Source organism: Dorea amylophila (assembly GCF_025567265.1).
GTDB classification, from domain to species: domain Bacteria; phylum Bacillota; class Clostridia; order Lachnospirales; family Lachnospiraceae; genus Dorea_A; species Dorea_A amylophila.
In genome coordinates this window covers 26,046-50,449 of sequence record NZ_JAOQJW010000024.1, presented here as the reverse complement: position 1 = coordinate 50,449, position 24,404 = coordinate 26,046, and the positions used below count along the sequence as shown (strand labels likewise).

Below are 24,404 nucleotides of genomic sequence, written 5' to 3'. Positions count from 1 at the left end.
CTCTACTTATGCATTTACAGAACGTTTGGAATAAACTTTCTGATCTTTATACGGATCAGGTCTGAACAACAGGAACAGCATGACAGCTACTACCACAAATGCCACTGCTGTACCAACTCCAAATCCGCCGCCGGTTACTAATGTACCGATCTGGTATACACAAAGTGTTACAAGATAAGCAAATACATTCTGGAACAGGATTGCAAACCAGAACCATTTTCTAGACTGCATCTGCTGTGCCATCGTTGCGATAGCTGCCAGACAAGGTGAATCTAACAGGTTGAATAACAGGAATGAAAATGCTGCTACTGCACTCGGGAACCATGACTGGATTGCCTGAGCTACTGTTACCGTATCTTCTGATTTACTCTCTGCTACATTAGCAAGTACACCCATTGTTGAAACGATCGCTTCTTTTGCTGTGAATCCGGAAAGAGAAGCTGCTACCGGCTGCCACTCTCCAAATCCAAGTGGTGCAAAGATTGGTGCAATAAATCCGCCGATTACTGCAAGTAAACTGTCTGCACTGTCATCTACAAGTCCGAATCCACCGTTCGTAAATCCGAATCCGCCAAGGAACCACATAACTACACATGCAAGGAACAGGATCGTTCCGGCTTTGATGATAAAGCCTTTCAGTCTTTCCCATACATGAAGAAGAACTGTCTTAGCCTGTGGAACATGATACTGTGGAAGCTCCATAACGAATGGTGCCGGTTTTCCTGAGAATGGTTTTGTCTTCTTCAGGATGATTGCTGCTACTAATACTGCTACGATACCTACAAAATACATGATTGGCGCCATAAGTCCGCCTGCTGTATAGCTTCCGGTTGCGTAACTTGCCATAACTCCACCCATTAATGCGATAACCGGTAACTTCGCTCCGCATGGGATGAATGTTGCTGTCATGATTGTCAGACGTCTGTCATTGTCCTGCTCAATGGTCTTAGAAGCCATAATTCCAGGAATACCACAACCGGATGAAATCAGAAGTGGAATGAAGCTCTTACCAGACAGTCCGAAGTGTCTGAATACACGGTCCATAACGAATGCGATACGTACCATATATCCACAGTCTTCCAGGATAGAAAGGAAGAGGAACAGAATTGCCATCTGTGGTACGAATCCGAGTACGGCTCCGATACCGCCGATGATGCCATCAACTACCAATCCTTCGATTACGCTGCTTACGCCGGCTGCTTCAAGTCCTTTTGAAGCGATATCCTGAATTGCACCTACGAATGTATCATTCGTCCAGTCTGTAACAATTGTACCGATTGTTGTTACGGAAATGTAGTAAACAATAAACATAACTGCGATAAAGATCGGAATACCAAGAATACGGTTTGTAACGATCCGGTCGATCTTATCGGATGTTGTTAATTTGTCTTTTCCTTTTTTAACTGTTGTCTCAACGATCTTCTGGATGAATTTGTAACGTTCATCTGTTACGATACTTTCCATATCATCGTCATGTTTTGTCTCAAGTTCTTTTCTGTCTTTATCAACTGCTGCTTTTGCTGCTGCAGAAAGATTCATGCTTTCTACAACCTTGCTGTCGTTCTCAAGGAATTTCACTGCATACCATCTCTTCTTGTCTTCTGAGATTGTATCCGGGAGAACCCCTTTTACGTCTGCAACTGCTGCTTCCATTTCTTTAGAGAAGATTTCTCTTGGAAGATCAACTTCTTTTTTATTAGCCACTTTGATTGCTGTCTCAACCAGCGCATCCAGTCCTGTCTGTTTCAGGGCAGAAGTCTCAACGATCGGGCAATCTAACAACATAGAAAGTCTCTTTGTATCGATCTTGATTCCTCTCTTCTCCAGAAGGTCTGTCATGTTCAGTGCAATAACCACCGGAACACCTGTCTCGATCAGCTGTGTAGTAAGATACAGGTTACGTTCAATATTCGTTGCATCTACAAGATCAATAATAACATCCGGATTATCGTTTAAGATATAATCACGGCTGACTACTTCTTCCAATGTGTACGGCGAAAGAGAATAGATACCCGGAAGGTCTGTTACGATGATGTCATCGTTCTTTCTCTTTCCTTTTAATTTTCCTTCTTTTTTCTCTACTGTAACACCTGGCCAGTTACCAACATACTGGTTGGCACCCGTTAAAGCGTTAAACATTGTGGTTTTACCACAGTTTGGGTTTCCCGCAAGTGCGATCTTGATTCCCATTCCTATTTACCTCCTTGAACGTGTAAATTCTAATGCGACAATATGTATCTGTCAGTTCCTTCGGTAAGTCTTATTTTACCTGAACACACTGGGCATCGTCTTTTCTTACTGAAAGCTCATAGCCTCTTACTGTAATCTCTACAGGATCTCCAAGTGGAGCTACCTTTCTGATATACAGCTCGCTTCCTTTTGTAATGCCCATGTCCATAATACGGCGCTTGTATGCGCTGTCCCCTTCAATCTTCGTTACAACAACTGTACTTCCAACTTTTGCATCACCTAAAGTCATTGCTGTTTCTCCTTTCCTTAGATTGTTAGTATCTATAATACAGCAGACACCCCGGTACTAAACCATGATGTGCCGCGCCATATCCTCATTTACTGCCACTCTGGAGTCTTTGACATTTACGATCACATTGCCTCCGATCTTCGACAGTACAACAACTTCTGTTCCTGCGACAAATCCAAGATTCGCCAGGAAACGTCTTGTCTCTTCATTTCCGCCTATACGCGAGATTGTGTTTGTTTCACCGATACCGGCCATTGTAAGCGGCATAATAACACCTCATTTTCTTTATGTAGTATTTTTTACATCTTTCCATGTAATTTCCCAAGGATTTTGATAATGATAAATGTTTTCATTATCCCTTGTAATAGTTAGTATATGCTAACGTTTGTTAGCTGTCAACCACTTTTTTTTATTTTATTGATTATTTTTTCTCAATAAGTTTTTTCTTCCGTTTGCCAGTCGTAACTAACTATGTTATACTAAACTCAATGTTAACGTATAAAGGAAGGAATGACTTATTATGAGCAATGTATTAAATGAATCTGCCGAGAACTATCTTGAAACAATTCTGATTTTAAGCCAGAAACTGCCCGTAGTGCGTTCCGTAGACATTGCCAATGAGCTTGGTTTTAAGAAATCCAGTGTCAGTGTTGCTATGAAGAATCTTCGCGAAAAGGAACATATTAAAGTAGATGAACAGGGATTTATCCATTTGACACCATCCGGTCTGGAGATTGCAAATATGATTTACGAACGCCATACCCTTTTATCATCCTGGCTGATACATCTCGGCGTACCTGCGGATGTTGCTGCTGCCGATGCATGTAAGATGGAGCATGTGATCAGTAAAGAAAGTTTCGAAGCGATCAAGAGACATGTATACGAGAACAAAGAAGTGTAAATCATCCGTTTCGTTTTATTTTCTTTTTATATTATGAGATTTTATTTTTTCACTGTATTCTAAAGGAGTCTTGATTTATGAACGAAAGTATTAAAAACATGATCGAACGCCGCAGTGTACGCGGCTACAAACCGGACATGATCCCGAAAGAAGATCTGGATCTGATTCTTGAAGCAGGCACTTATGCCGCAACCGGCATGGGAATGCAATCACCGATTATTGTTGCTGTTACCGACAAGGCAACCCGTGATCAGCTTTCCAAAATGAATGCGGATGTCATGGGAACTGATACAGATCCGTTCTACGGAGCACCGGTTGTCCTGGTTGTATTAGCTGATAAGAACAGACCGACATATATCTATGACGGAAGCCTTGTTATGGGGAATCTGATGAACGCCGCTGCTTCTCTTGGAATCGGAAGCTGCTGGATCCACCGTGCGAAAGAAGTCTTCGCATCGGAAGAGGGAAAAGTACTTCTTAAGAAATGGGGCGTGGAAGGTGACTATGAAGGTATCGGGCATTGTGTGCTCGGATATCCTGCTGCGGATATTCCTAAAGCGAAGCCTCGCAAAGAGAATTATGTGTATTATGTAGATTAAATTAATAATGAGAACAAAAAAGAGGAATCCCGGATCAATATAATCTTCGGAATTCCTCTTTTTTATGCCGGTTTCCTATTATATAAAAAATACAGTACCCATATCAGATACTGTATCATTCAATCGGAGTGACGTGATTCGAACACGCGACCTCTACGTCCCGAACGTAGCGCTCTACCAAGCTGAGCCACACTCCGATATATACAATTTTTAAAAGTAACCGGACACCTTCTAAAAAGTATCCGGCGCCCCTGCCAAGGAACTACGGATAGAGGACTCGAACCTCTACTAACAGAGTCAGAGTCTGCTGTGCTGCCATTACACCAATCCGCATCAGTGTGATGTTCTGCATTGTTCAGCGAACAAATATTATTATACCAATTTTTTCAAAAAAGTCAATAGGTATTTTTGATTTTTTTCTATAACAAAAAACCGGATACTTCTTAATGAAGTACCCGGCATCATAACTACGGATAGAGGACTCGAACCTCTACTAACAGAGTCAGAGTCTGCTGTGCTGCCATTACACCAATCCGCATCAATAAGACTTTTCTCTGCTGTCCTTAAGTTGTCCAGCGAATATTAATTATACTCGTTTACAGAGAAAAGTCAATAGATATTTTTAAAAAAATTATTTTTTTCTGTACCACTGATATAACCCGGCTGATAACACCAGACAGCAGCTCTCCGCGATCAGCGGTGCCCACCAGATAGCTTCTCCTCCAAACACAGCTGTCAGAAATACCAGACTGATCACCAGTGCGATCAGACTTCTGGTAAGTGAGATCATCGTTGCGAATCCAGCCTTTTCCACAGAGGTAAAATATCCTCCCAGAACCACATTGAGTCCCGCAAGCAGAAATGACAGGATAAAGATACGGAGCACCCGCACCGAATATACACTCAGAGATGCTTCACTCTCTTTTAAGAACAATCCCACAATACTTTCTGCTCCAACATAACATATGAGCACAGCCGCCACGGAACCTGCCGCAGCTGCCACCATTCCATACTTCAGAAGCTTCTTATTTTTTTCCGATTCGTTTTTTCCATAGTAGTAACTGATCAGTGGCTGGGTTCCCTGCGCAATGCCTGCCATGGACATGACAACGATCGTATTCACATATGAGATGATCGTATAACTTACCAATGCATATTCTCCTATATATTTCAGGATTGCCTGGTTAAAAAAGAAGATGATAATCCCACTTGAGAATTCTGTTATCCCGGAAGACATGCCGTTACGGATCTGCCTCCCGATTTCCGATGGCATCAGATGGAACTTCGAGAATCTTATTGTTCCTTTCGGTCCCAGAAAATGCCACAGATACAAGAGGATCACTGCTGCCTGCGAAATCCCGGTAGCAAATGCCGCACCCCAGACGCCTTTATGCAGCACCATGACCAGAATATAATCCAGGATACAGTTCAGCACGGCCCCGGATGTCACATAGATTGTCGCAAGCTTTGGATAGCCATCTGTCTTGATCAGCGTCTCAAATGAATAAGATAGGATATATACTACAGAAAATGGTGCGATCGTTCCAATATATGTTCTCGCATATGGAAGAATATGATCCGTTGCTCCAAGGAATCTTGCAAATGGATCCAGAAATATCATAACCAGTATTGTAATCAACACCGACAGGATACATAATAAGACCACATTCTGCGTAAAGACTTCGTTCGCCTTCTGTTTTTCCCCCTGTCCTAGAAAGATTGCCACAATCGTCGAATTTCCGACTGCAAACAGGATGGAGACAGAAAACAGTCCTGTTGTAAACGGCATGGAGATATTCACCGCTGTCAGTGCCACTTCCGATACCCCTCTTGCCACAAAGATACCATCTACCATGGTATAAAGCGAGAATACCCACTGGGCGATAATTGACGGGATGATAAAACGCAAAAAATCACTCTTCAAAGACTTTCCTTCGAGTCTCATATTAAAACCTCATTTCTTTTACCTGTTTTTCTTTCATTCATAGTCTAAACCCTGGTATAATACTAAGGTCAAGTATTATGTATCAACAGAATTTTGTTTTCAACAGGTGAATATATGAAACAGTTTTTTAAGATCAACGAAATATCCAAACTATACAACATCGGACCGGATTCTCTCCGCTATTATGAGAAGCTGGGACTTCTGGCTCCAAAACGCGGAAAAAATAATTACCGGCTCTATACGCTTGATGATCTGTGGCGTCTGAATATCATACGTGATCTGAGACGTCTGGGATTTCCTATGGAAAAAATCCGGGAATACATGGACAATCGAAGCGTTGAGAACACGCGTAAGCTGCTCACAGAAGAACTGGATGTCATCCATCAGCAGATTCAGGAATTAAACCGTCTTCAGAAAAATGTAGAAGAACGGCTTCTGACATTATCCGGTGCAGAAGACCAGGCACTGCTTAAAATCCGTCTGCAGACGTTTCCCGACCGTTATTGCCATACCTTGCATATTCCCTACCACACAGACGAAGAAATGGATCTTCTGGTAAAACAGTTGTTGAATAAAAATACAGAAAATCTTTATATTATCAGCAACCATAACATCGGATCTTTTCTTCCGTTAGAAGAAATAAAGAAAGGACAGTATGAAAATTATTCTGGAGTGTTTATCATTGATAATTCGGGAGAGTATTGTCTCCGCGGCGGTACTTATCTTACCTTCACCTATGCAGGTGATTACCGTCAGAACACCACTTATATTCCAGAACTTCTCAACTATGCAAATGGTCATGGTCTTGTTCCTGATGGACCTATTCTGGAACTGATCTGGGTAGACAATCATCAATCAGCAGATATCCGCGAACATATTACAGAACTTCAGCTAAGAATATATTCGAAATTCTGATCCGCCTCTCTCTGCATTTGTTGTGGCGCCATCTGCGGAACACATAACGTTAAAAAAACCGGTATCCCGTACTTTTTTCAGCATAGGAATACCGGCCGTTTTTTTATTACATCTTCTTAATTCTCTCAATCGCTGCAACTGTACTCTCATAGGTTCCAAATGCAGTCAGGCGGAAATATCCTTCTCCACTTGGTCCGAATCCTGATCCAGGAGTACCTACTACATTAGCCTTATCAAGCAGATAATCGAAGAAATCCCATGATGTCATTCCCTTTGGTGTCTCAAGCCAGATATATGGTGCATTGACACCGCCTGATACATTGTATCCGGCATCTTTGAGTCCTTCTTTGATTACTTTGGCATTGTTCATGTAATAAGCAACCTGTGCACTCAACTGTTCTTTTCCCGCATCAGAGTATACAGCCTCTCCTGCTTTCTGAATGATATAAGAAGTTCCATTGAACTTTGTTCCGTGACGTCTTGCCCACAGAGAATGTAACATAACATCTCCTGACTTGATATCTTTTGGAATTACTGTTGCACTCAGACGTACTCCTGTAAATCCAGCATTCTTAGAAAAACTTCTGATCTCGATCGCACATGTTCTTGCGCCCTCGCACTCATAGATAGAATGCGGCACTTCTTTTTCTGAAATATATGCTTCGTAAGCAGCATCATAGATGATCACTGCGCCTGTTTTATTTGCATAATCAACCCATGTCTGAAGCTGTTCTTTTGTTACCGTAGATCCTGTTGGGTTGTTCGGGAAACACAGATAAATGATGTCCGGTGTCTCTTTTGGAAGCTCCGGTGCAAAGTTCGTCTCTTTTGTACAAGGCATATAGATGACATTGCTCCATGTTCCTGCTGCAGCATCATATGTACCTGTACGTCCTGCCATAACGTTTGTATCTACATAAACCGGATATACTGGGTCGCACACAGCGATCTTGCTGTCTTTCGAGAAAATCTCCTGAATATTACCGCAGTCTTCTTTTGCCCCGTCGGAAATGAAGATCTCATCCGCTTTGATGTCGCATCCTTTTGCCTGATAATCATTCTTCGCCATTGCGCTTCTTAAGAACTCATATCCAAGATCCGGTGCATATCCATGAAATGTCTCTGCATGTGCCATCTCATCAACTGCCCCGTGAAGAGCCTCAACAATTGCAGGTGCCAGAGGCTGTGTTACATCGCCGATACTCAGCTTAATGATCTCGGCTTCCGGATGTGCTGCCTGATATTCACGCTGTTTTCTTGCTACTGTTGAGAACAGATAACTTCCTGGTAACTTCAAATAATCCTGGTTTACTTTAAACATCTTCTTACTCCTTTATCTCTGTAATGTCTATCACGCCGTCGAATACAACTGTTGCAGGTCCTGTCATAAATACACGATCCTCTTCTCTGTCCCATTCGATCTGCAAGTCTCCACCTAATAATTTTACCGTAACTTGTGTATCTGTCAAGTTATTTAATATACTGGAGACAGCTACGGCACATGCTCCGGTTCCACATGCAAGGGTTTCACCCGAGCCGCGTTCCCACACACGCATCTCTACCGTCTGTCTGTCGATACAGTGCACAAACTCTGTATTGATACGCTTCGGAAATCTTTCATGATTCTCGAACTTTGGTCCGATTTTTTCCAGATCCAGTCCCTTTACATCATCCACATAGATAACTGCATGCGGATTTCCCATAGATACTCCTGTCATATGGTACTCTTTCCCATCCACCTCAATTGGTTCGTCGATCACCTGTTCCCGCTCTGATATGATTGGAATCAGATCAGCCTCAAGTTCCGGTTTTCCCATGTCTACTTTTACCAGTGACACTTTCCCGTCTTCTACGGTAAGATCCAGATATTTTATTCCTCCAAGTGTTTCCACGGAAATCTGTGTCTTATCGGTCAGCCCGTAATCATAGACATATTTCGCCACACAACGGATTCCGTTGCCGCACATCTCGCCTCGTGAACCATCTGCATTGTACATCTCCATCTCGAAATCAGCTGTTTTTGACGGATTGATCATAATCAGTCCGTCAGAACCAATACCGAAATGTCTGTCACTGACGAATCTTGCCACCGCCGGCGGATTGTCAATCTTTTCTTCAAAACAGTTGACGTAGACATAATCATTGCCAAGTCCATGCATCTTTGTAAATTTCATCTGTTCTTTCTTCCTGCCTTTCCTGCATCCGTTTTCTCTATAATATGTTTACTCTTTCATCTCTTACTCTGCCATAATGCTCAGTACCATCTCTGCTGTCTCTACCATATTCGTTCCACTGTCCATACTGCTCTTCTGAAGATAGCGGTGTGCTTCTCCTTCAGACATATTATTACGTTCCATCAGGAGTTCCTTTGCCCTGCGGATCGTCTCTTGCTGCTTTGGATCACGATTCTTTGATTCTTTCTTCCGTTTTTTTCGTTTTCTGTCCATGGACTGAAGCATCATGTTCATGGTATTCATAAGGTCGTATACCTTGATTGGGGTAGAAAGCCCTACAATTCCTTCTACATCCCCGCTGCTCCATTTATCCTGCGATGCGATCAGGAGCATTTCAAACGAATCCGGTAAATATTCCCGCAGCTGTGTATACATCATATCTTTCATGCGGTAACCGCAGACCACGATCCCGTTATCCACGGTATCTGCATAGTGCATAGCCTGTGCACCGGTGGAACACACGCCAATTACATCCATACCGCCCCTGGCAAGCAGATTTCTGATATTTGTTGCATTATCTTTATTCGGGAATACAACAATAATCCCTGTCACTCTGCCACCTCCTGTCAGATACTCTTTTGCGCGTTTCTGTTAAGTGCAAAATCGTATTACAGTAAGTGCAGATATTTTTCAAGCTCCCAGTCTGTAATCTGAATTCTATACTCATAATACTCTCTGGTCTTTGCTTCGATGTATTTTTTGGAAAGATCTTCCCCTAATATCTCCTGGATAAAGGTATCCTTCTGGAATTCTATTGCTGCCTCTCTCAGACTTCCCGGCAGTTTCTCAATTCCAAAGATCTTACGTTCTTCATCCGTCATCTCATATACATTGCGGTTGACTGCTTTCGGAGGCATCAAGCCCTGTTTGATCCCGTCAAGACCCGCCGCAAGACATACCGCCAACGCCAAATAAGGATTCGCTGAAGGATCCGGATTACGAAGTTCTACTCTTGTATACTCTCCGCGGCTTCCCGGAATCCGGATCAATGGTGTACGGTTCTTTGCAGACCATGCGATGTATACCGGTGCCTCATATCCCGGAATCAGACGTTTGTAGGAATTGATACTTGGATTCGTGATAAATGTCAGCGCTTTCATATGTTTCATGATTCCGCCGATAAAGCAATATGCTTCTTTACTGAGTCCATACTCATCCTTCGCATCCTGGAATACATTGATTCCATCCCTGCTGATCGACATATTCAGATGCATGCCAGAACCATTGATACCGAACTTCGGCTTTGGCATAAATGTCGCATGTAATCCATGACGCTTGGCAATCGTCTTTACAACCAGCTTGAATGTCATAATATTATCTGCAGTTGTCAGCGCCTCATCATAACGGAAATCTATTTCGTGCTGTGCCGGTGCCGCCTCGTGATGTGAAGATTCGATCTCGAATCCCATATCCTCCAGCGTCAGAACCATATCACGTCTTGCATTCTCGCCCAGATCTAAAGGCCCAAGGTCAAAGTATCCGGCACTTTCATGAGAAAGCGTAGTCGGAAGTCCGTCGTCATCTGTATGGAATAAAAAGAACTCCAGCTCCGGTCCCACATTGAATTCATACCCCATCTCTTTTGCTTCGGCCATGACCTTTTTCAGAATATATCTCGGATCACTTTCATATGGCGTTCCATCCGGTTTATAGACATCACAGATCAGTCTTGCAACCTTTCCCTGCTGCGGTCTCCACGGAAATATCTCAAATGTATTCAGATTCGGATACAGATACATATCGGACTCTTCCACTCTTGCAAATCCTTCAATAGACGAACCGTCAAACATAATTTCATTATTCAGGGCTTTGTCTAACTGACTTGTGGTAATTGCAATGTTTTTCATGGTTCCGAAAATGTCGGTAAACTGCAGACGGATAAATCCTACATCCTCTTCTTCTACCATTCTTAATATATCTTCTCTTGTATAATTATTCATTCTACTGACCTCCACTCGATATACATCTTTTATGTGTCATGACTTCTTACATTGCATCAATAATCTGCTGTGCAAATGCATCCAGGTTTTCTTCCTGATCTGCTTTTAATGTCGATTTAACAGATAACTTCTGATCGAGTACTGTCATATTTTTCATCTCTTCTAACTGTTTTACGATCTGCTTCCCTGCTGTGGCAGCCCAGGTTCCGTTATCCATAACCGCAACTGTTCTGTTCTGCACCGCCAGTGCTTTCATATGTGCAAGCAGATTTTCAATCGGTGGGTAGATACCTCCATTGTATGTCGGGCATGCAATTACCAGATGGCTTACCCGGAAGATTTCTGCGATCAGTTCCGACACATCTGTTTTTGATGCATCGTAAACTGCAATATTTTTCACGCCTTTTGCACCAAGCTTTGCTGCCAGCGCATCAGCTGCCTGCTCTGTATTGCCGTAAATCGAGCCATAGATAATGGCAACTGCCTGCTCTTCCGGCTCATACTTACTCCACTTGTCATGTTTCTCGATAAAATAATTCAGATTGCTTCTCCATACCGGTCCATGAAGCGAACAAATCATCTGGATATCCAGCCCAGCTGCTTTCTTCAGAAGTGTCTGTACCTGCATACCGTATTTTCCGACGATATTGGTAAAATATCTTCTTGCATCATCGATCCAGTCTTTTTCAAAGTCCACGTCATCATTGAACAGGTTACCGTTCAGAGCCCCGAATGTTCCGAATGCATCCGCAGAAAACAGTATCTTCTCCGAAGCTTCGTAAGAGACCATAACCTCCGGCCAGTGTACCATCGGTGCCATTACAAAATGAAGCGTATGGCTTCCAAGTTCCAGTGTATCTCCTTCTTTTACTACAATCTTCCTGTCTTCCAGATCTACATCGAAAAACTGTCCGATCATCTGCATGGTCTTCGCATTTCCGACTACTTTTGCTTCCGGATATAATTCCAGGATTTTCTGGATATTGGCACAGTGATCTGGTTCCATGTGCTGTACAACCAGATAATCTAAGCTTTCTCCGTTTAATGCATAAGCCACATTTTCGATAAACTGCCTGGATGCAGATGCATCTACAGTATCCATCAGAGTATTCTTCTCATCTTTAATTAGATAAGCATTATAAGATACCCCTCTCGGAATCGGAAATAAATTCTCGAATAAATTTAATCTTCTGTCATTTGCTCCTACCCAGATGATATGATTTGTTACATTTCTTGTACATTGCATGATTGATTCCTCCTGTCAGTTTCCTGTTTTTATTTTTTTAATGATTCAGGTTTTCTTTTTCCTGATGATAGATTACATAGGTATTCCGTCCCTGTCTCTTAGCCTCATATAACGCCTCATCCGCATAATGATACAATTCATCAAAATTCATTCCATGATCCGGATAATATGCGGCTCCTATACTACAATGGATTGCTCCACACGGAATACTTTCTATTTTAAGATTTTCAAATTTGCGGCATAATTCCAGCATCTGACGTTCTATGACTTTATCCCATCTGACATTTTTCATCAGAACCATAAATTCATCCCCGCCTGCACGGCCTACAATGTCACTGGATCTGAATGTATCCTTCAGTACTTTTGCCGCAGCCTTAATAACTTCATCCCCCAGTGCATGACCATATGTATCATTAATATTTTTAAATTGATCCAGATCCAGCATGAGGAGTGCCTGGATACCTTCTTTTTCTCCATGTTGCAGCCAGTCATTGATCTGATACTGGATACTGCTTTTGTTCAGTATATTGGTCATCGAGTCCATCTGTGCACGATTTATCAGATCTGTTTGTTTCTTCTGATTCAGCTTCCACAAAACCAGCAGCATGATCAGCACACCAACGATCACAGCACCGAGCAGTCTATACTCATAAACCGTGATAAAAGAATACTCCTCCGACGCAACAGACACAGGCACCGTATAACACAACATCCACTGATTATACCCTAATGATTCATATGCGATATAATAAGCCTGCTTCTTATATTTTACTTTTATACAGTTTTTTCTGTGAAATTTGAAATCTTGTCTTGCCGATTCCAGTCTTTCTCTGTTTCTGCCGAATTTTCCCTGATATATCTCAAATAAATTCTCATCCTGCAAATCTTTGATTTCATCGGATTCTACTGCTATTATTTTGCCCTCCCAGGTTGTGATCATCGGATAGCCTTTTCCCTGGTATACATCTTCAAACAATATCTGGCTTAACTTTACCATATCAAAAGAACCTGCCACAGCACCAATAATCTCACCATTCTTTTTGATTGGGACTGATAACACGACTCTTCGTTTTCCATCCAGCGAACTGTATAAGGGATCACTTAACACTTCTTCACCTTTCATGGTTCTTTTAAAGTAATCTCTATCTGCAACTTTCTGTTCTTTTCCATCATTCGTAACTCCATTTCCATCTGTGTCAATAATAGAAATAGCATGGAATAATGTATCCTGCGTCATGCAGGACAGAAGTTCCTGATTTTTCTCACACATCAGACTGTCTTCTTTTGCCACATAATCTGCTATATTACCCAAATATATAAACTGCGTGTTCAGCATGAATTTCAACTGGCTTTGTTGATGATCTATATTGTAGTCCAGCAATTCTTCCACATTCTGTTCGGTTCTCACCTGCACATTATAAGAAAACACCAACAAACTCACAGCAAGCCCTGCAATGAATACGAGCAGCACACGCATATACTCCCAAAAAGAATACTGCTTTAACCTCTTCATCCGTTTACTCCTTTTATCTATACGCTTCCCGTCACATAATATCATATTTTTCAGCACATTAACGCACAAACTTTTAAAGTTTACGCATTAAATTTCATACAATATTATAATACATTCATTTCTGATTACAATTTCAGTATAGCATAGTTCTAATAACGTTTTCCACTTATTATATTCTTTCTGATGTCTCCGTTTTGTATTTTTATGGTACAATGAACATATTATATCTTATATTTTATATCGCAGACATTTGCAGAAAGGAGTTCTTTTGAAACATACCGCACCGCCAACTACACTTGAGTCCAGGACATTATGGCACAATATCGTATCTACCATAATCATACTAGCCATTGCAACCATACTGGCATTTTCTTTTTTTCATATCACGCAAAGTGACCCTGCCAATATCGCATTGATCTATATTCTTGCACTGATCATAATCGCAAGGATCACTACCGGCTATTTTTTCGGAATTATTTCTGCTTTTTTTTGCGTGATATTTATCAACTGGTGTTTTACCTACCCATATTTTAAAGTAAGTTTTGCAATCAGCGGATACCCTGTAACATTTGTATTTCTTCTTACCATCTCCATGATCGTCTCTACCCTGACTACACGATTAAAAAAGCAGGATAAAATGATCCTTGACCGGGAGCGTGCGATCAATGAAGCCGACAAAGAACGTATCCGTGCCAATCTTCTGCGGGCTATTTCACATGATCTGCGCACACCCCTTACATCCATCATCGGATCTTCTGATTCTTTTACTGAGAATTATGCAGCCCTTTCCGATCAGGAAAAGTTAGATCTCGTCTCCTCCATTAACGAGGATTCACACTGGCTTTTGAACATGGTAGAAAATCTGTTGTCCATTACCCGGATCCAGGGAGATACCGGAAGAGTCCGAAAAGAAGATGAACTGGTAGAAGAAGTAGTAGCTGAAGCGATCACCCGTATAAAAAAGCGGATTCCGGATATTGAGATTCACGTAACTGCGCCCGATAACATACTGATCATTCCAATGGATCCTCTGCTGATTGAGCAGGTGCTTATGAACCTTATGGAAAATGCTTTTGTCCATTCCGAAACTAACCGGCCGGTTGAGTTGCAAATATCAGAAGAATCTGATACCATTACATTCCATGTCATCGATTACGGAAAGGGAATTGATGAACAGACCATTCCTCTTATATTAAAGGGGGAATACCATGTTCCAAAAACATCGGATACACATCGTGGTATGGGAATCGGTCTCTCCATCTGTAATACGATCGTCCAGGCTCATGGCGGACAGATTTCCGCTCATAACCATGCACATGGTGCGGAATTTTTATTCACACTACCGAAAGGGGATATTTAATTATGACTGACAGTTATTCCATTCTGATTATAGAAGATGAAAAAAACATACTGGATTTTATGGCAAGAACTTTAAGATCCAATGGTTACAAAACCATCACCTCCGAAACCGGACAATCCGGACTTTCTATCATCAACTCCCACTGCCCGGATCTTATCCTTCTGGATCTCGGTCTCCCGGATATGGATGGCAATGACATCATTTCATCCGTCCGGAAATGGACAAGCTGTCCGATCATCGTAATCTCTGCAAGAGCCGGAGAACAGGATAAAGTTGCCGCTTTGGATCTCGGTGCCGATGATTACATTACAAAACCTTTCGGTACGTCCGAACTACTGGCACGTATCCGTACTTCTCTGCGTCACAGTAACCGTATGGCTTCCAATTCTCCTCTTTTTATCCGGCCATACAAATGTCAGGGACTGATGCTGGATTTTGAAAAACGTATGGTTACTCTGGATGGGAAAGAAATACATCTGACTCCGGTCGAATACAAGATTGTAGCCTATCTTTCAAAGAACTCCGGAAAGGTTATGACCTATGCTTCTGTCATGGAAAATGTATGGGGACCGTTCACGGATAGCAACAATCGTATCCTGCGCGTAAACATGGCGAATATCCGGCGGAAGATTGAACGCAATCCATCCCAGCCACAGTTCTTATTCACCGAGGTCGGTGTCGGCTACCGGATGTGTGAAGATGAAAATGAGATGTAAGCTGCGGACTCTGCACCGTTAAGAAGGTGTTAAAGAATCTTCACATATCTGTACATTCAGATCAGATATGTTATTATAGAAGTGAAGTGGCATATCGTAAAAGAAAAGCCTCATTCATTATTCTCTCAAAAAAAGGATGCACGTGCATGCATCCTTTTTTGTTACTTTTTTCTTCTGTTTTAATTTGAATGAAGCTTCTGAAAGAATCTTACATTTTACACATGCCAGATATCTCTGTTGTACTCTGCGATCGTACGGTCTGATGAGAAGAATCCTGCTTTGGCAATGTTCACGATCATCTTCTTCGCCCATGACATACGGTCTTCGTAATCTGCAAATACTCTTTCTTTTGTCTGAACATAATCCTTTACATCCAAAAGTGTCATAAACCAGTCTTTCTGAATCAGTTCTGCATGAATCTCAAGAAGTGTACGTACATCACCGATCTTCATCATCTCAGGGCTGATGATGAAATCTACCCACTTGCGGATATCTGCATCATTGATATAGTAATCTGCTGCCACATAGTCTGATTTTGCATAGTGCTCAATTACCTGATCACTGCTCTCACCAAAGATATAGATATTCTCATCTCCGACAAGCTGATGGATCTCTACGTTTGCACCGTCTTCTGTTCCGAGTGTTACTGCACCGTTCAACATAAACTTCATGTTACCTGTTCCACTTGCTTCCTTTGATGCCAGTGAAATCTGTTCAGATACTTCACATGCAGGAATCAATTTTTCTGCCATTGTTACGTTGTAGTTCTCTACCATTACAACCTGCAGATATGGTGCCACTTCCGGATCATTCTTGATCAGTTCCTGCAGACACAGGATTACATGAATGATGTCTTTTGCAATAATGTATGCAGGCGCTGCCTTGGCACCGAAGATCATTGTGATCGGTCTCTTTGGTTTATTTCCGGCTTTAATATCCAGATATTTGTAAATAATATACAGGACGTTCATCTGCTGTCTCTTGTACTCGTGAAGACGTTTGATCTGAATATCAAAGATTGCATTGTCATTTAATACCACTCCGGATTCTTTTTCCAGATATTCTTTTAATGCAGTCTTATTCTGCTGTTTAACATCCAGAAGTGCGTTCAGAGCTTCTTCATTGTCAATCTGTGCAAGAAGTCCTTCCAGCTTTGAAGCATCTTTACGGAATTCCCCGACTCCATATTTATCCATCCATTCTACCAATTTCTTATCACAGTGCATCAGCCATCTTCTAAATGTGATACCATTTGTCTTATTATTGAATTTCTCCGGATAAATATCATAGAACGGCTTTAATTCTACGTCTTTCAATATTTCTGTATGCAGTGCCGCAACACCGTTAACACTGAATCCATAATGCATATCCATTCTCGCCATATGCACGCGGTTCCACTCGTCGATGATCTGTACATCTTTGTTATTATATTTTGCCGCTACTCTTGCCGCCAGTTCACGGATGATCGGCATTAAGTGTGGAACAACTGCCTCCAGATAATCAACCGGCCATTTCTCCAGTGCTTCTGCAAGGATGGTATGGTTGGTATATGCACAGGTGTTTGTCACAATCTCAATTGCCTTATCCATAGAGATTCCTCTTGCTGTCAGAAGACGGATCAACTCCGGAATTACCATAGAAGGATGTGTATCATTAATTTGGATCACTACATGTTTGTCGAGTTCTTCCAGTGCATATCCTTTTTCTTCACATTCCTTCAATATGAACTGTGCTCCATTACTAACCATGAAGTACTGCTGATAGATTCTGAGCAGTTCTCCCTGTTTGTCACTGTCATCCGGATAGAGGAACAGTGTCAGATTCTCACGGATATCATTTTTGTCAAATGCGATTCCATCTCCTACGATATTCTCATTTACAGATTCAATGTCGAATAAATGGAGCTTATTTGTTCCATTTTCATATCCGGTTACATCAATGTCATATAATTTAGAATGCAGGCTGAAATCTTTGAACGGTACATCGAATCCGATTTCTGTATCAGTAAGCCAGCTTGTATTCTGGATCCATGGGTTTGGAGTCTCTTTCTGTTTGTGATTTTCAAATACCTGTTTGAACAGTCCCAGATGATAGTTAAGCCCGATTCCGTCTCCTTCCAGACCAAGTGTTGCAATGGAATCCAGGAAGCAGGCTGCCAGTCTTCCAAGTCCTCCGTTACCCAGTGACGGTTCCGGCTCTACTTCTTCAATCTCACAGATATCCTTTCCATTTGCTGCGAGAAGTTCTCTTACTTCATCGTATACCCCAAGGTTGATCAGGTTATTGGATAACAGTTTTCCGATCAGGAATTCTGCTGATATATAATATACTTTCCTTCCGATTGCCGAAATATTTCTTCCTTTATCTGCCGCAGCTTCTTTTACTGTTGAAAGAAGTGCTGCGTAGATCTCTTCATTTGCCGCATCTTTGATTGATTTACCAAGTGTCTGCTGTAATTTTTCTGAGAAATTCATAATTAACCTCCTGAATCTGCGCTGCCGCATCATTATCCCGAATCTGTGTCTGATTCATTTCTATAAATTCTTTGTTTATCAGTTTCCGTTTGCTTTACACTGATATTATAATCAGATTATAACCATAATCTCTTGCATCATAGTAGTAAAAAGTAATACAATACTATCAAATAAACAACTTTTTGACAGTAGAAAGGACTCCAGTATCTGATTATGAACACACTCACCTACGAAAACCTCCACGAAGTAAAAAAACACGTCAGCACCCAGTTTCCATACAACACCTATCTATGCTCCATTCCATTGGACTTCACACAGGTTCCGCTTCACTGGCATAATGACGTGGAGATCATTGTAATAAAAAAAGGCTGTGGTATCATTTCCGTTGATACCGAGCCCAGAGCTGTGAAAGCCGGCGACATCATCCTGGTCCGCCCGGGGCAGCTTCACTCCATTTCCCAGCATGAAAAAGACAGTATGGAATATGAAAATATCCTGTTTCAGAGCAGTCTTTTATATTCTGCTGATTCCGATCCCCGGACAGTCGGATATTTCCAGCCGTATTTTACACTGGAATATAAACTTCCATGGCTCTTTGACGATACCTGTTCCTCTCATGAAGAACTTTCTTCCTGTATTGATGCAATCGATGACCTCTGCGCTAAGCGTCCGGACTATTATGAATTATCAGTAAAAGGACATCTCTTTCACTTCTTTTACCTGTTATTCTCCTCCCAGGGATCACCTGTCACTTTCAACCGCAGCAAATCTCTGGATAAGGTAAAACAGATTGTTTCCTACATTGAATCACATTATACAGAACCGATTACCGTTCAAAGCGCAGCAGACTATATGGGATTCTCCGAATCACATTTTATGAAATTCTTTAAGCAGCACCTGCACACAACGTTCACCAGTTATCTGAATAGCTACCGTCTTACCATTGCCGCCAGACTTCTGCTCACGGAAGATGACAGTATTCTGTCCATCTCGGAACGCACAGGATTCAATAACCTGTCTTATTTTAACCGTTTATTCAAAAAAGAATATCAGATGTCACCGAGAGAATACCGGAACCGTTAGTAAACAAAAAAAGAACAGCGTCTGAGATATTTCCCTCTCAGGTTCTGTTCTTTTTTTATTTTTATAAGATAAACTTACCTCTATCTTACTTATATGCTCTTATGCAAATCCTACTCAACCTCTTCCGGTTCCATACTTCTCATATGTTCCCCGTCTTTTTTGATCTCATATTTCTGATTATATTCATTCAGATAAGTTTTATATTCAGTGCTGTCGGAAGGATATACCTTCGAATCATGAATATGTGTATCCATATTTTCTTTATCGCTGTTCATAAGTGCAACCATCGCACTTGCACAGTGTGCCGCAATACGGTTAAAGCTGTTCAGGATATCTGTAAATACTGTTCCTTCTTCCAGACCGCATCCACCACTGCTCATACGCTCCACATGACGCATCTTCAGTTCATCACACAGTGTTGTAATGACCATACCAAGCGGTGCTACTCTCTGTGCCATCTCTTTATCATTCTCAAGGAACGCTTTGCATGTAAGATTGATCTCCTCACGTACCGCTTCCATGACAACATTCAGTTCATCCCAGGCATCTTCTGAGAACTGTGTCTTATTCTCATGCATATCACTGGACATATATGCAATATAAGAAGCATGATCTCCGATACGTTCAAAGTCATTGATCGTATGCAGATAAAGTGAAACCTGCCTTGTCTGTGCTGTGTTCATCTCATGCTTTGTAAGCTTGATCAGATAATCGCCCAGACGGCTTTCATACTTATCGATCAGATCTTCCTTTTTCTGAACCTTGTCGAACTTACTCTGCTGGTACTCATTCAGAAGATTCATTGCACGGTTAACATTCTTACGAAGCTTCTTCGCCATACCGCTCATTGCTCTGTGGCACTGACCGATCGCAAGTGCCGGATACGCAAGAAGACGCTCTTCCAGAAGATCAAAGTCTGCTTCATCTTCCAGTTCTTCTGCGCTGTCTTTTACCAGCCAGCATACCAGCTTCTCAAGTTTATTAATAAACGGAAACAGAATACATACCGTTACCAGACGGAACACGGTGTTCAACAGGGCAATCGATACTGGCGACATAATATTGTCCAGAAAATCAAAATGGACAAATGCATTGATCGTATAGAATCCGATCGACCAGATCAACATTCCGAAGGTATCATTTAATAAATACACAAGTGCGGTTCTCTTACCATTCTTATTTGCTCCGATCGCTGAGACCAGTACCGGACAGGATGCTCCTACACCGATACCAAGAATAATCGGAAATGCACTGGAAAATGTAAGGATTCCTGTTACCGATAAAGCCTGCAATACACCAACGGTAGCAGATGCGCTCTGCAGGACGGCCGTAAATGCAATACCTACCAGGATACCTGCGATTGGATTCGAGAACATCGTCAGCATATCAATAAATACTTTACTCTCTCTTAATGGTGTAACCGCACCACTCATTGTCTGCATGCCTGTCATCAGAATTGCAAAACCAAGCATGATATTACCGATGTTCTTGTGTGTCGTTCTTTTACAGATCATCCGCATGATCGTACCAATTACCGCCACGACAGCCGCTATCGTTGCAGAAGATAAAATCTTTGCAATACCATTCGATCCTTCAATATAGGAAAGACATAAGATCCATCCGGTGATACTGGTACCGATATTGGCTCCCATGATGATACCGATCGCCTGTTTCAGTTTCATCATACCGGAGTTAACAAAACCGATGACCATAACGGTTGTTGCGGAAGATGACTGAATGACACTGGTCACTCCTGTTCCAAGTGCTACTCCTTTGAGCGGTGTGTTTGTCATTTTGTAAAGGAATGCTTCCAGTTTATTACCGGCAACCTGTTTCAGCCCATCTCCCATAAGGGACATTCCGAACAGAAACAAAGCGACTCCACTTAACAATGACAATACCATAGAAAATATTTCCATAATTTTCTCCTTTGTTGTCAGCTTATTTTACGCTTACTTAACATTCTTTTAAAATATTCTTAACCTTTTCTTTTTTATTATGTCACGTTAAACGTTTGATTACAATCGTATATTTGTCAGAAATCACATTTTTTCACATCCCGTAGAAAAACGAATCCCGTCAATTCCTCTTTTTTCATCAATTTATCCAAAAATTACGTTCTGATTTTATAATTCTTACCTTGCACTCAGACTGAGAATAAGCTATCATTTTGTCTATATGGGTAAATGTTTATACGGAGGAATATATTTGTGAGAAAAAAGGAACAGGAACACCTGATACAGACCGTCTATCCGGGTTCTATTGCTGAAGAACTGGAAATCGAACCCGGCGATGTACTGTTAAAAATAAACGGACAGAAAATTGAGGATGTCTTTGATTATCGTTATCTGATGAAAGATGAATATGTCGAAGTCCTGATCCGCAAGCCTTCCGGGGAAGAATGGCTTTTGGAAATCGATAAAGAATACGACGATGAACTTGGAGTTGAATTCGAGAATGGACTGATGAGTGAATACCGCTCCTGCAGTAATAAATGTATGTTCTGCTTCATCGACCAGATGCCTCCGGGCATGCGTGAGACTCTGTATTTTAAGGATGATGACTCCCGTCTTTCATTTCTGCAGGGAAATTATATCACCATGACAAATATGAAGCAGGCAGATATTGACCGCATCATCCATATGCAGCTCGCACCGATCAATATCTCTGTACAGACAACCAATCCGGAGCTCCGCTGTAAGATGCTGCATAACCGGTTTGCCGGAGAAAAGCTAAAATTTCTGCAGGATCTGTATGAAGCACATATTGAGATGAACGGTCAGATTGTATTATGTAAAGGCGTAAATGACAAAGATGAATTAAAACGTTCTATTGAGGATCTTTCCAGCTATCTTCCTTTTATGAGAAGTGTATCCGTTGTACCTGCCGGACTTACAAAATACCGTGAAGGTCTCTATCCGCTGGAACTCTTTTCAAAAGAAGAAGCCGGTGAAGTCATTGATATGATTGAAAGCTATCAGCCAAAATTCTATGAAGAATATGGTCTGCACTTCATACAGGCAAGTGATGAATGGTATATTCTTGCCGAACGTGATTTTCCGGAAGAAGAACGCTATGATGGATATATCCAGCTGGAAAACGGAGTTGGCATGATGCGTCTTTTAAAGACAGAATTCCATGACGCTCTGGAAGCACTGAAGCAGAATGACAACTATGAGATCTGGAAAAATGAGACCTGCCGTACACTTACCATTGCAACAGGCAAGCTTGCCTACAGTACCCTTGCCGGATTCGCAGAGGAAATCATGAAAGCATTTCCATATATTAAGATCAATGTATTTGCGATCCGCAATGATTTCTTTGGCGAGACTGTTACCGTATCCGGTCTGATCACCGGTCAGGATCTCAAAGCCCAGCTTCTGGAAAAGAAAGCCTCCGGCACCGATCTTGGTGACACACTTCTTATCACATGCAATATGTTAAGAAGCGGAGAGCAGGTATTTCTGGATGATATGACGGTACAGGAACTGGAAGATGCATTAGATATGACTCTGGTCGCCGTAGAAAACCAGGGACAAGAACTTATCGAAGCCATGCTCAATCATCACTATACAATGCAGCGTGACAATGATACAGACAGCTTTGTATACGTAAAAGGTTATAACTCATAGCACAAACGCAACCGTACTTTCATTAGCAGGATTAAATTTTTCAGACAACACCAACAAAGAAAAAATACCACAGCTTTTTCAAAATTTGAAAGCTGCGGTATTTTTTCCATTATGCCGGATTTACATGAATCATAATATGCTTTGTATTCGGAAACTTCTTTTCTACATTGTCGTGCACATCCTCTGCAATTGCATGCGCATCTTTCAACGAAAGTGTTCCATCTACTGCAATCTCTGCATCGATATACACCTTGTTGCCGAACATTCTCGTTCTTAACAGATCCAGTCTTTCTACTCCCCGGCTCTTTCTGATATAGTCTGCCAGTTTCTCTTCATATTCTTCACTGCATGAAGTATCCAGCATCTTATCCAGTGCATCTTTGAAAATATCAAATGCTACTTTCAGGATAAAAATACAGATAACTACACTTGCCAGCGGATCCAGCACAGGAAATCCAAGCATTGCACCACCTATACCAATCAGTGAACCAACAGAAGAAAATGCATCTGATCTGTGATGCCATGCATCTGCCATGAATGCTGCGGAATCCAGAATCTTCGCATAATGTCTGGTATACCAGAACATCCCCTCTTTTGTAAGAATCGACACGATAGCTGCCACAAGTGCGATCGTTCCCGGTGCCTGCAAATGACTGTAATCACCGGCTATGATCGTCTTCACACCACTCATTCCAATACCAATACCAGTTGCAAGAAGAATGGCTGCAAGCACCATCGATGCTACACATTCCAGTCTGTCATGACCGTATGGATGTTCGCTGTCCGCCGATTTCTTAGATAATTTTACCCCGAGAAATGCAATGAATGTGGCAAACACATCCGATAATGAATGAACCGCATCGGATATCATGGCTCCCGAATGTCCGATAATTCCTGCCAGCAGTTTGAACGCTGTCAGAATGACATTTCCAAGAATTCCCACGGTTGATAAATGATTGATCATTTTCTGTTCATTTAATTGTTGTTTTTGACTTGTCATAAGATAACCTCCATTTTTAATAATGTCATGTCTCCTATGGCACCTAAGGTGAGACTACTGTTCCTCCGTATTCTATTTACAAGACTGCTTTTTTGCAAAAAAATACACCTGTGGAACTTTCTACTTACTGTCCCACAGATGTATGATATATCGTCTCATCTGCTGCCGGTAATCGACCGGCCCGGCATGCACATCATTTTCTTAACATCATCTTTTTGAAAATGAATGTAGCCTGATCAGTTTGTACTGTTATCCCTTATCCGTATTGGATATATTCAGTGCAAAGAGATTCTATATATAATATTCGATTTTCACGAAAAAGTCAACTGCTTTTTCTGGTTTTCATTCTCTTTATAACCTCTTAAGT

The 24,404-nt window shown here is 41.6% G+C and carries 20 protein-coding genes, 3 tRNA genes and 1 riboswitch; of the genes, 7 read left to right on the top strand and 16 right to left on the bottom strand.

Annotated elements, in window-relative coordinates; all coding sequences use genetic code 11:
* Positions 1–6: 6 nt before the first annotated feature.
* The 3 genes from feoB to OCV72_RS13970 all read right to left on the bottom strand — a co-directional run bounded on the left by feoB (position 7) and on the right by OCV72_RS13970 (position 2,746).
* Positions 7–2,190, bottom strand: coding sequence for a ferrous iron transport protein B (gene feoB / locus OCV72_RS13980; RefSeq protein ID WP_055284425.1), 2,184 nt, complete (start codon positions 2,188–2,190; stop codon positions 7–9).
* A gap of 70 nt (positions 2,191–2,260) precedes the next feature.
* The gene (locus tag OCV72_RS13975) at positions 2,261–2,479 is read right to left on the bottom strand and encodes a FeoA family protein (RefSeq protein WP_006428445.1); all 219 of its coding nucleotides are present in this window, start codon (positions 2,477–2,479) and stop codon (positions 2,261–2,263) included.
* Between the two features lie 57 nt (positions 2,480–2,536).
* Positions 2,537–2,746 (bottom strand): FeoA family protein, encoded by a 210-nt coding sequence (locus OCV72_RS13970; RefSeq protein WP_055284423.1) that lies wholly within the window; start codon positions 2,744–2,746, stop codon positions 2,537–2,539.
* A 253-nt stretch (positions 2,747–2,999) separates the two neighbouring features.
* On the opposite strand from OCV72_RS13970, the gene OCV72_RS13965 reads away from it, so the two are divergent.
* Both OCV72_RS13965 and OCV72_RS13960 read left to right on the top strand, forming a co-directional pair.
* Positions 3,000–3,380, top strand: a complete 381-nt coding sequence (locus OCV72_RS13965; protein ID WP_006428443.1) for a metal-dependent transcriptional regulator — start codon at positions 3,000–3,002, stop codon at positions 3,378–3,380.
* Between the two features lie 77 nt (positions 3,381–3,457).
* Complete coding sequence (locus OCV72_RS13960; protein ID WP_055284421.1) at positions 3,458–3,979, top strand: nitroreductase; 522 nt, start codon at positions 3,458–3,460, stop codon at positions 3,977–3,979.
* Between the two features lie 123 nt (positions 3,980–4,102).
* Here OCV72_RS13960 and OCV72_RS13955 read toward each other — a convergent pair.
* From OCV72_RS13955 to OCV72_RS13940, 4 genes are all read right to left on the bottom strand, one after another.
* Positions 4,103–4,176 (bottom strand) — tRNA-Pro (locus OCV72_RS13955).
* Between the two features lie 65 nt (positions 4,177–4,241).
* Positions 4,242–4,312 (bottom strand) — tRNA-Gln (locus OCV72_RS13950).
* Between the two features lie 134 nt (positions 4,313–4,446).
* A tRNA-Gln gene (locus OCV72_RS13945) sits at positions 4,447–4,517 on the bottom strand.
* Between the two features lie 93 nt (positions 4,518–4,610).
* Entirely contained in the window at positions 4,611–5,924 is a 1,314-nt protein-coding gene (locus OCV72_RS13940; RefSeq protein ID WP_055284419.1) for an MATE family efflux transporter, read from the bottom strand.
* Between the two features lie 114 nt (positions 5,925–6,038).
* Here OCV72_RS13940 and OCV72_RS13935 point away from each other — a divergent pair, with 114 nt between their 5' ends.
* Complete coding sequence (locus OCV72_RS13935) at positions 6,039–6,839, top strand: MerR family transcriptional regulator (RefSeq protein ID WP_055284417.1); 801 nt, start codon at positions 6,039–6,041, stop codon at positions 6,837–6,839.
* Between the two features lie 106 nt (positions 6,840–6,945).
* Here OCV72_RS13935 and OCV72_RS13930 read toward each other — a convergent pair whose 3' ends face one another.
* The 6 genes from OCV72_RS13930 to OCV72_RS13905 all read right to left on the bottom strand — a co-directional run bounded on the left by OCV72_RS13930 (position 6,946) and on the right by OCV72_RS13905 (position 13,772).
* The gene (locus tag OCV72_RS13930) at positions 6,946–8,160 is read right to left on the bottom strand and encodes an LL-diaminopimelate aminotransferase (RefSeq protein ID WP_055284415.1); all 1,215 of its coding nucleotides are present in this window, start codon (positions 8,158–8,160) and stop codon (positions 6,946–6,948) included.
* Positions 8,161–8,164: 4 nt separating this feature from the next.
* Entirely contained in the window at positions 8,165–9,013 is an 849-nt protein-coding gene (dapF, locus tag OCV72_RS13925) for a diaminopimelate epimerase (RefSeq protein WP_055284412.1), read from the bottom strand.
* Between the two features lie 63 nt (positions 9,014–9,076).
* Positions 9,077–9,625 (bottom strand): ANTAR domain-containing response regulator, encoded by a 549-nt coding sequence (locus OCV72_RS13920; RefSeq protein ID WP_055284410.1) that lies wholly within the window; start codon positions 9,623–9,625, stop codon positions 9,077–9,079.
* 56 nt (positions 9,626–9,681) lie between these two features.
* Positions 9,682–11,013: a type I glutamate--ammonia ligase gene (gene glnA / locus OCV72_RS13915; RefSeq protein WP_055284408.1), complete on the bottom strand. Its 1,332-nt coding sequence runs from the start codon at positions 11,011–11,013 to the stop codon at positions 9,682–9,684.
* A 46-nt stretch (positions 11,014–11,059) separates the two neighbouring features.
* Complete coding sequence (locus OCV72_RS13910) at positions 11,060–12,259, bottom strand: FprA family A-type flavoprotein (protein WP_055284405.1); 1,200 nt, start codon at positions 12,257–12,259, stop codon at positions 11,060–11,062.
* 37 nt (positions 12,260–12,296) lie between these two features.
* Entirely contained in the window at positions 12,297–13,772 is a 1,476-nt protein-coding gene (locus tag OCV72_RS13905; RefSeq protein ID WP_055284403.1) for a sensor domain-containing diguanylate cyclase, read from the bottom strand.
* A 268-nt stretch (positions 13,773–14,040) separates the two neighbouring features.
* Between OCV72_RS13905 and OCV72_RS13900 the strand changes: the two genes are divergently transcribed.
* Together OCV72_RS13900 and OCV72_RS13895 are read left to right on the top strand one after the other, a co-directional pair.
* Positions 14,041–15,132 carry a sensor histidine kinase gene (locus tag OCV72_RS13900; RefSeq protein ID WP_055284401.1) on the top strand — a complete coding sequence of 364 codons (1,092 nt, stop codon included), beginning with the start codon at positions 14,041–14,043 and terminating at the stop codon, positions 15,130–15,132.
* Between the two features lie 2 nt (positions 15,133–15,134).
* Positions 15,135–15,848, top strand: a complete 714-nt coding sequence (locus OCV72_RS13895) for a response regulator (RefSeq protein WP_055284399.1) — start codon at positions 15,135–15,137, stop codon at positions 15,846–15,848.
* 215 nt (positions 15,849–16,063) lie between these two features.
* Here the strand turns inward: OCV72_RS13895 and OCV72_RS13890 are convergent, their stop codons facing one another.
* Entirely contained in the window at positions 16,064–18,322 is a 2,259-nt protein-coding gene (locus OCV72_RS13890; RefSeq protein WP_055284397.1) for a glycogen/starch/alpha-glucan phosphorylase, read from the bottom strand.
* Between the two features lie 213 nt (positions 18,323–18,535).
* Between OCV72_RS13890 and OCV72_RS13885 the strand changes: the two genes are divergently transcribed.
* Complete coding sequence (locus OCV72_RS13885; RefSeq protein WP_055284394.1) at positions 18,536–19,405, top strand: AraC family transcriptional regulator; 870 nt, start codon at positions 18,536–18,538, stop codon at positions 19,403–19,405.
* Between the two features lie 110 nt (positions 19,406–19,515).
* On the opposite strand, the gene OCV72_RS13880 is transcribed toward OCV72_RS13885, so the two are convergent.
* Complete coding sequence (locus OCV72_RS13880; protein WP_055284392.1) at positions 19,516–21,324, bottom strand: Na/Pi cotransporter family protein; 1,809 nt, start codon at positions 21,322–21,324, stop codon at positions 19,516–19,518.
* A gap of 291 nt (positions 21,325–21,615) precedes the next feature.
* Here OCV72_RS13880 and OCV72_RS13875 point away from each other — a divergent pair, with 291 nt between their 5' ends.
* Entirely contained in the window at positions 21,616–23,037 is a 1,422-nt protein-coding gene (locus OCV72_RS13875; RefSeq protein ID WP_330376618.1) for a DUF512 domain-containing protein, read from the top strand.
* Between the two features lie 109 nt (positions 23,038–23,146).
* Here the strand turns inward: OCV72_RS13875 and OCV72_RS13870 are convergent, their stop codons facing one another.
* The gene (locus tag OCV72_RS13870; protein WP_055284388.1) at positions 23,147–24,037 is read right to left on the bottom strand and encodes a cation diffusion facilitator family transporter; all 891 of its coding nucleotides are present in this window, start codon (positions 24,035–24,037) and stop codon (positions 23,147–23,149) included.
* A gap of 125 nt (positions 24,038–24,162) precedes the next feature.
* A riboswitch (NiCo riboswitch) is annotated at positions 24,163–24,287 on the bottom strand.
* Positions 24,288–24,404 lie beyond the last annotated feature (117 nt).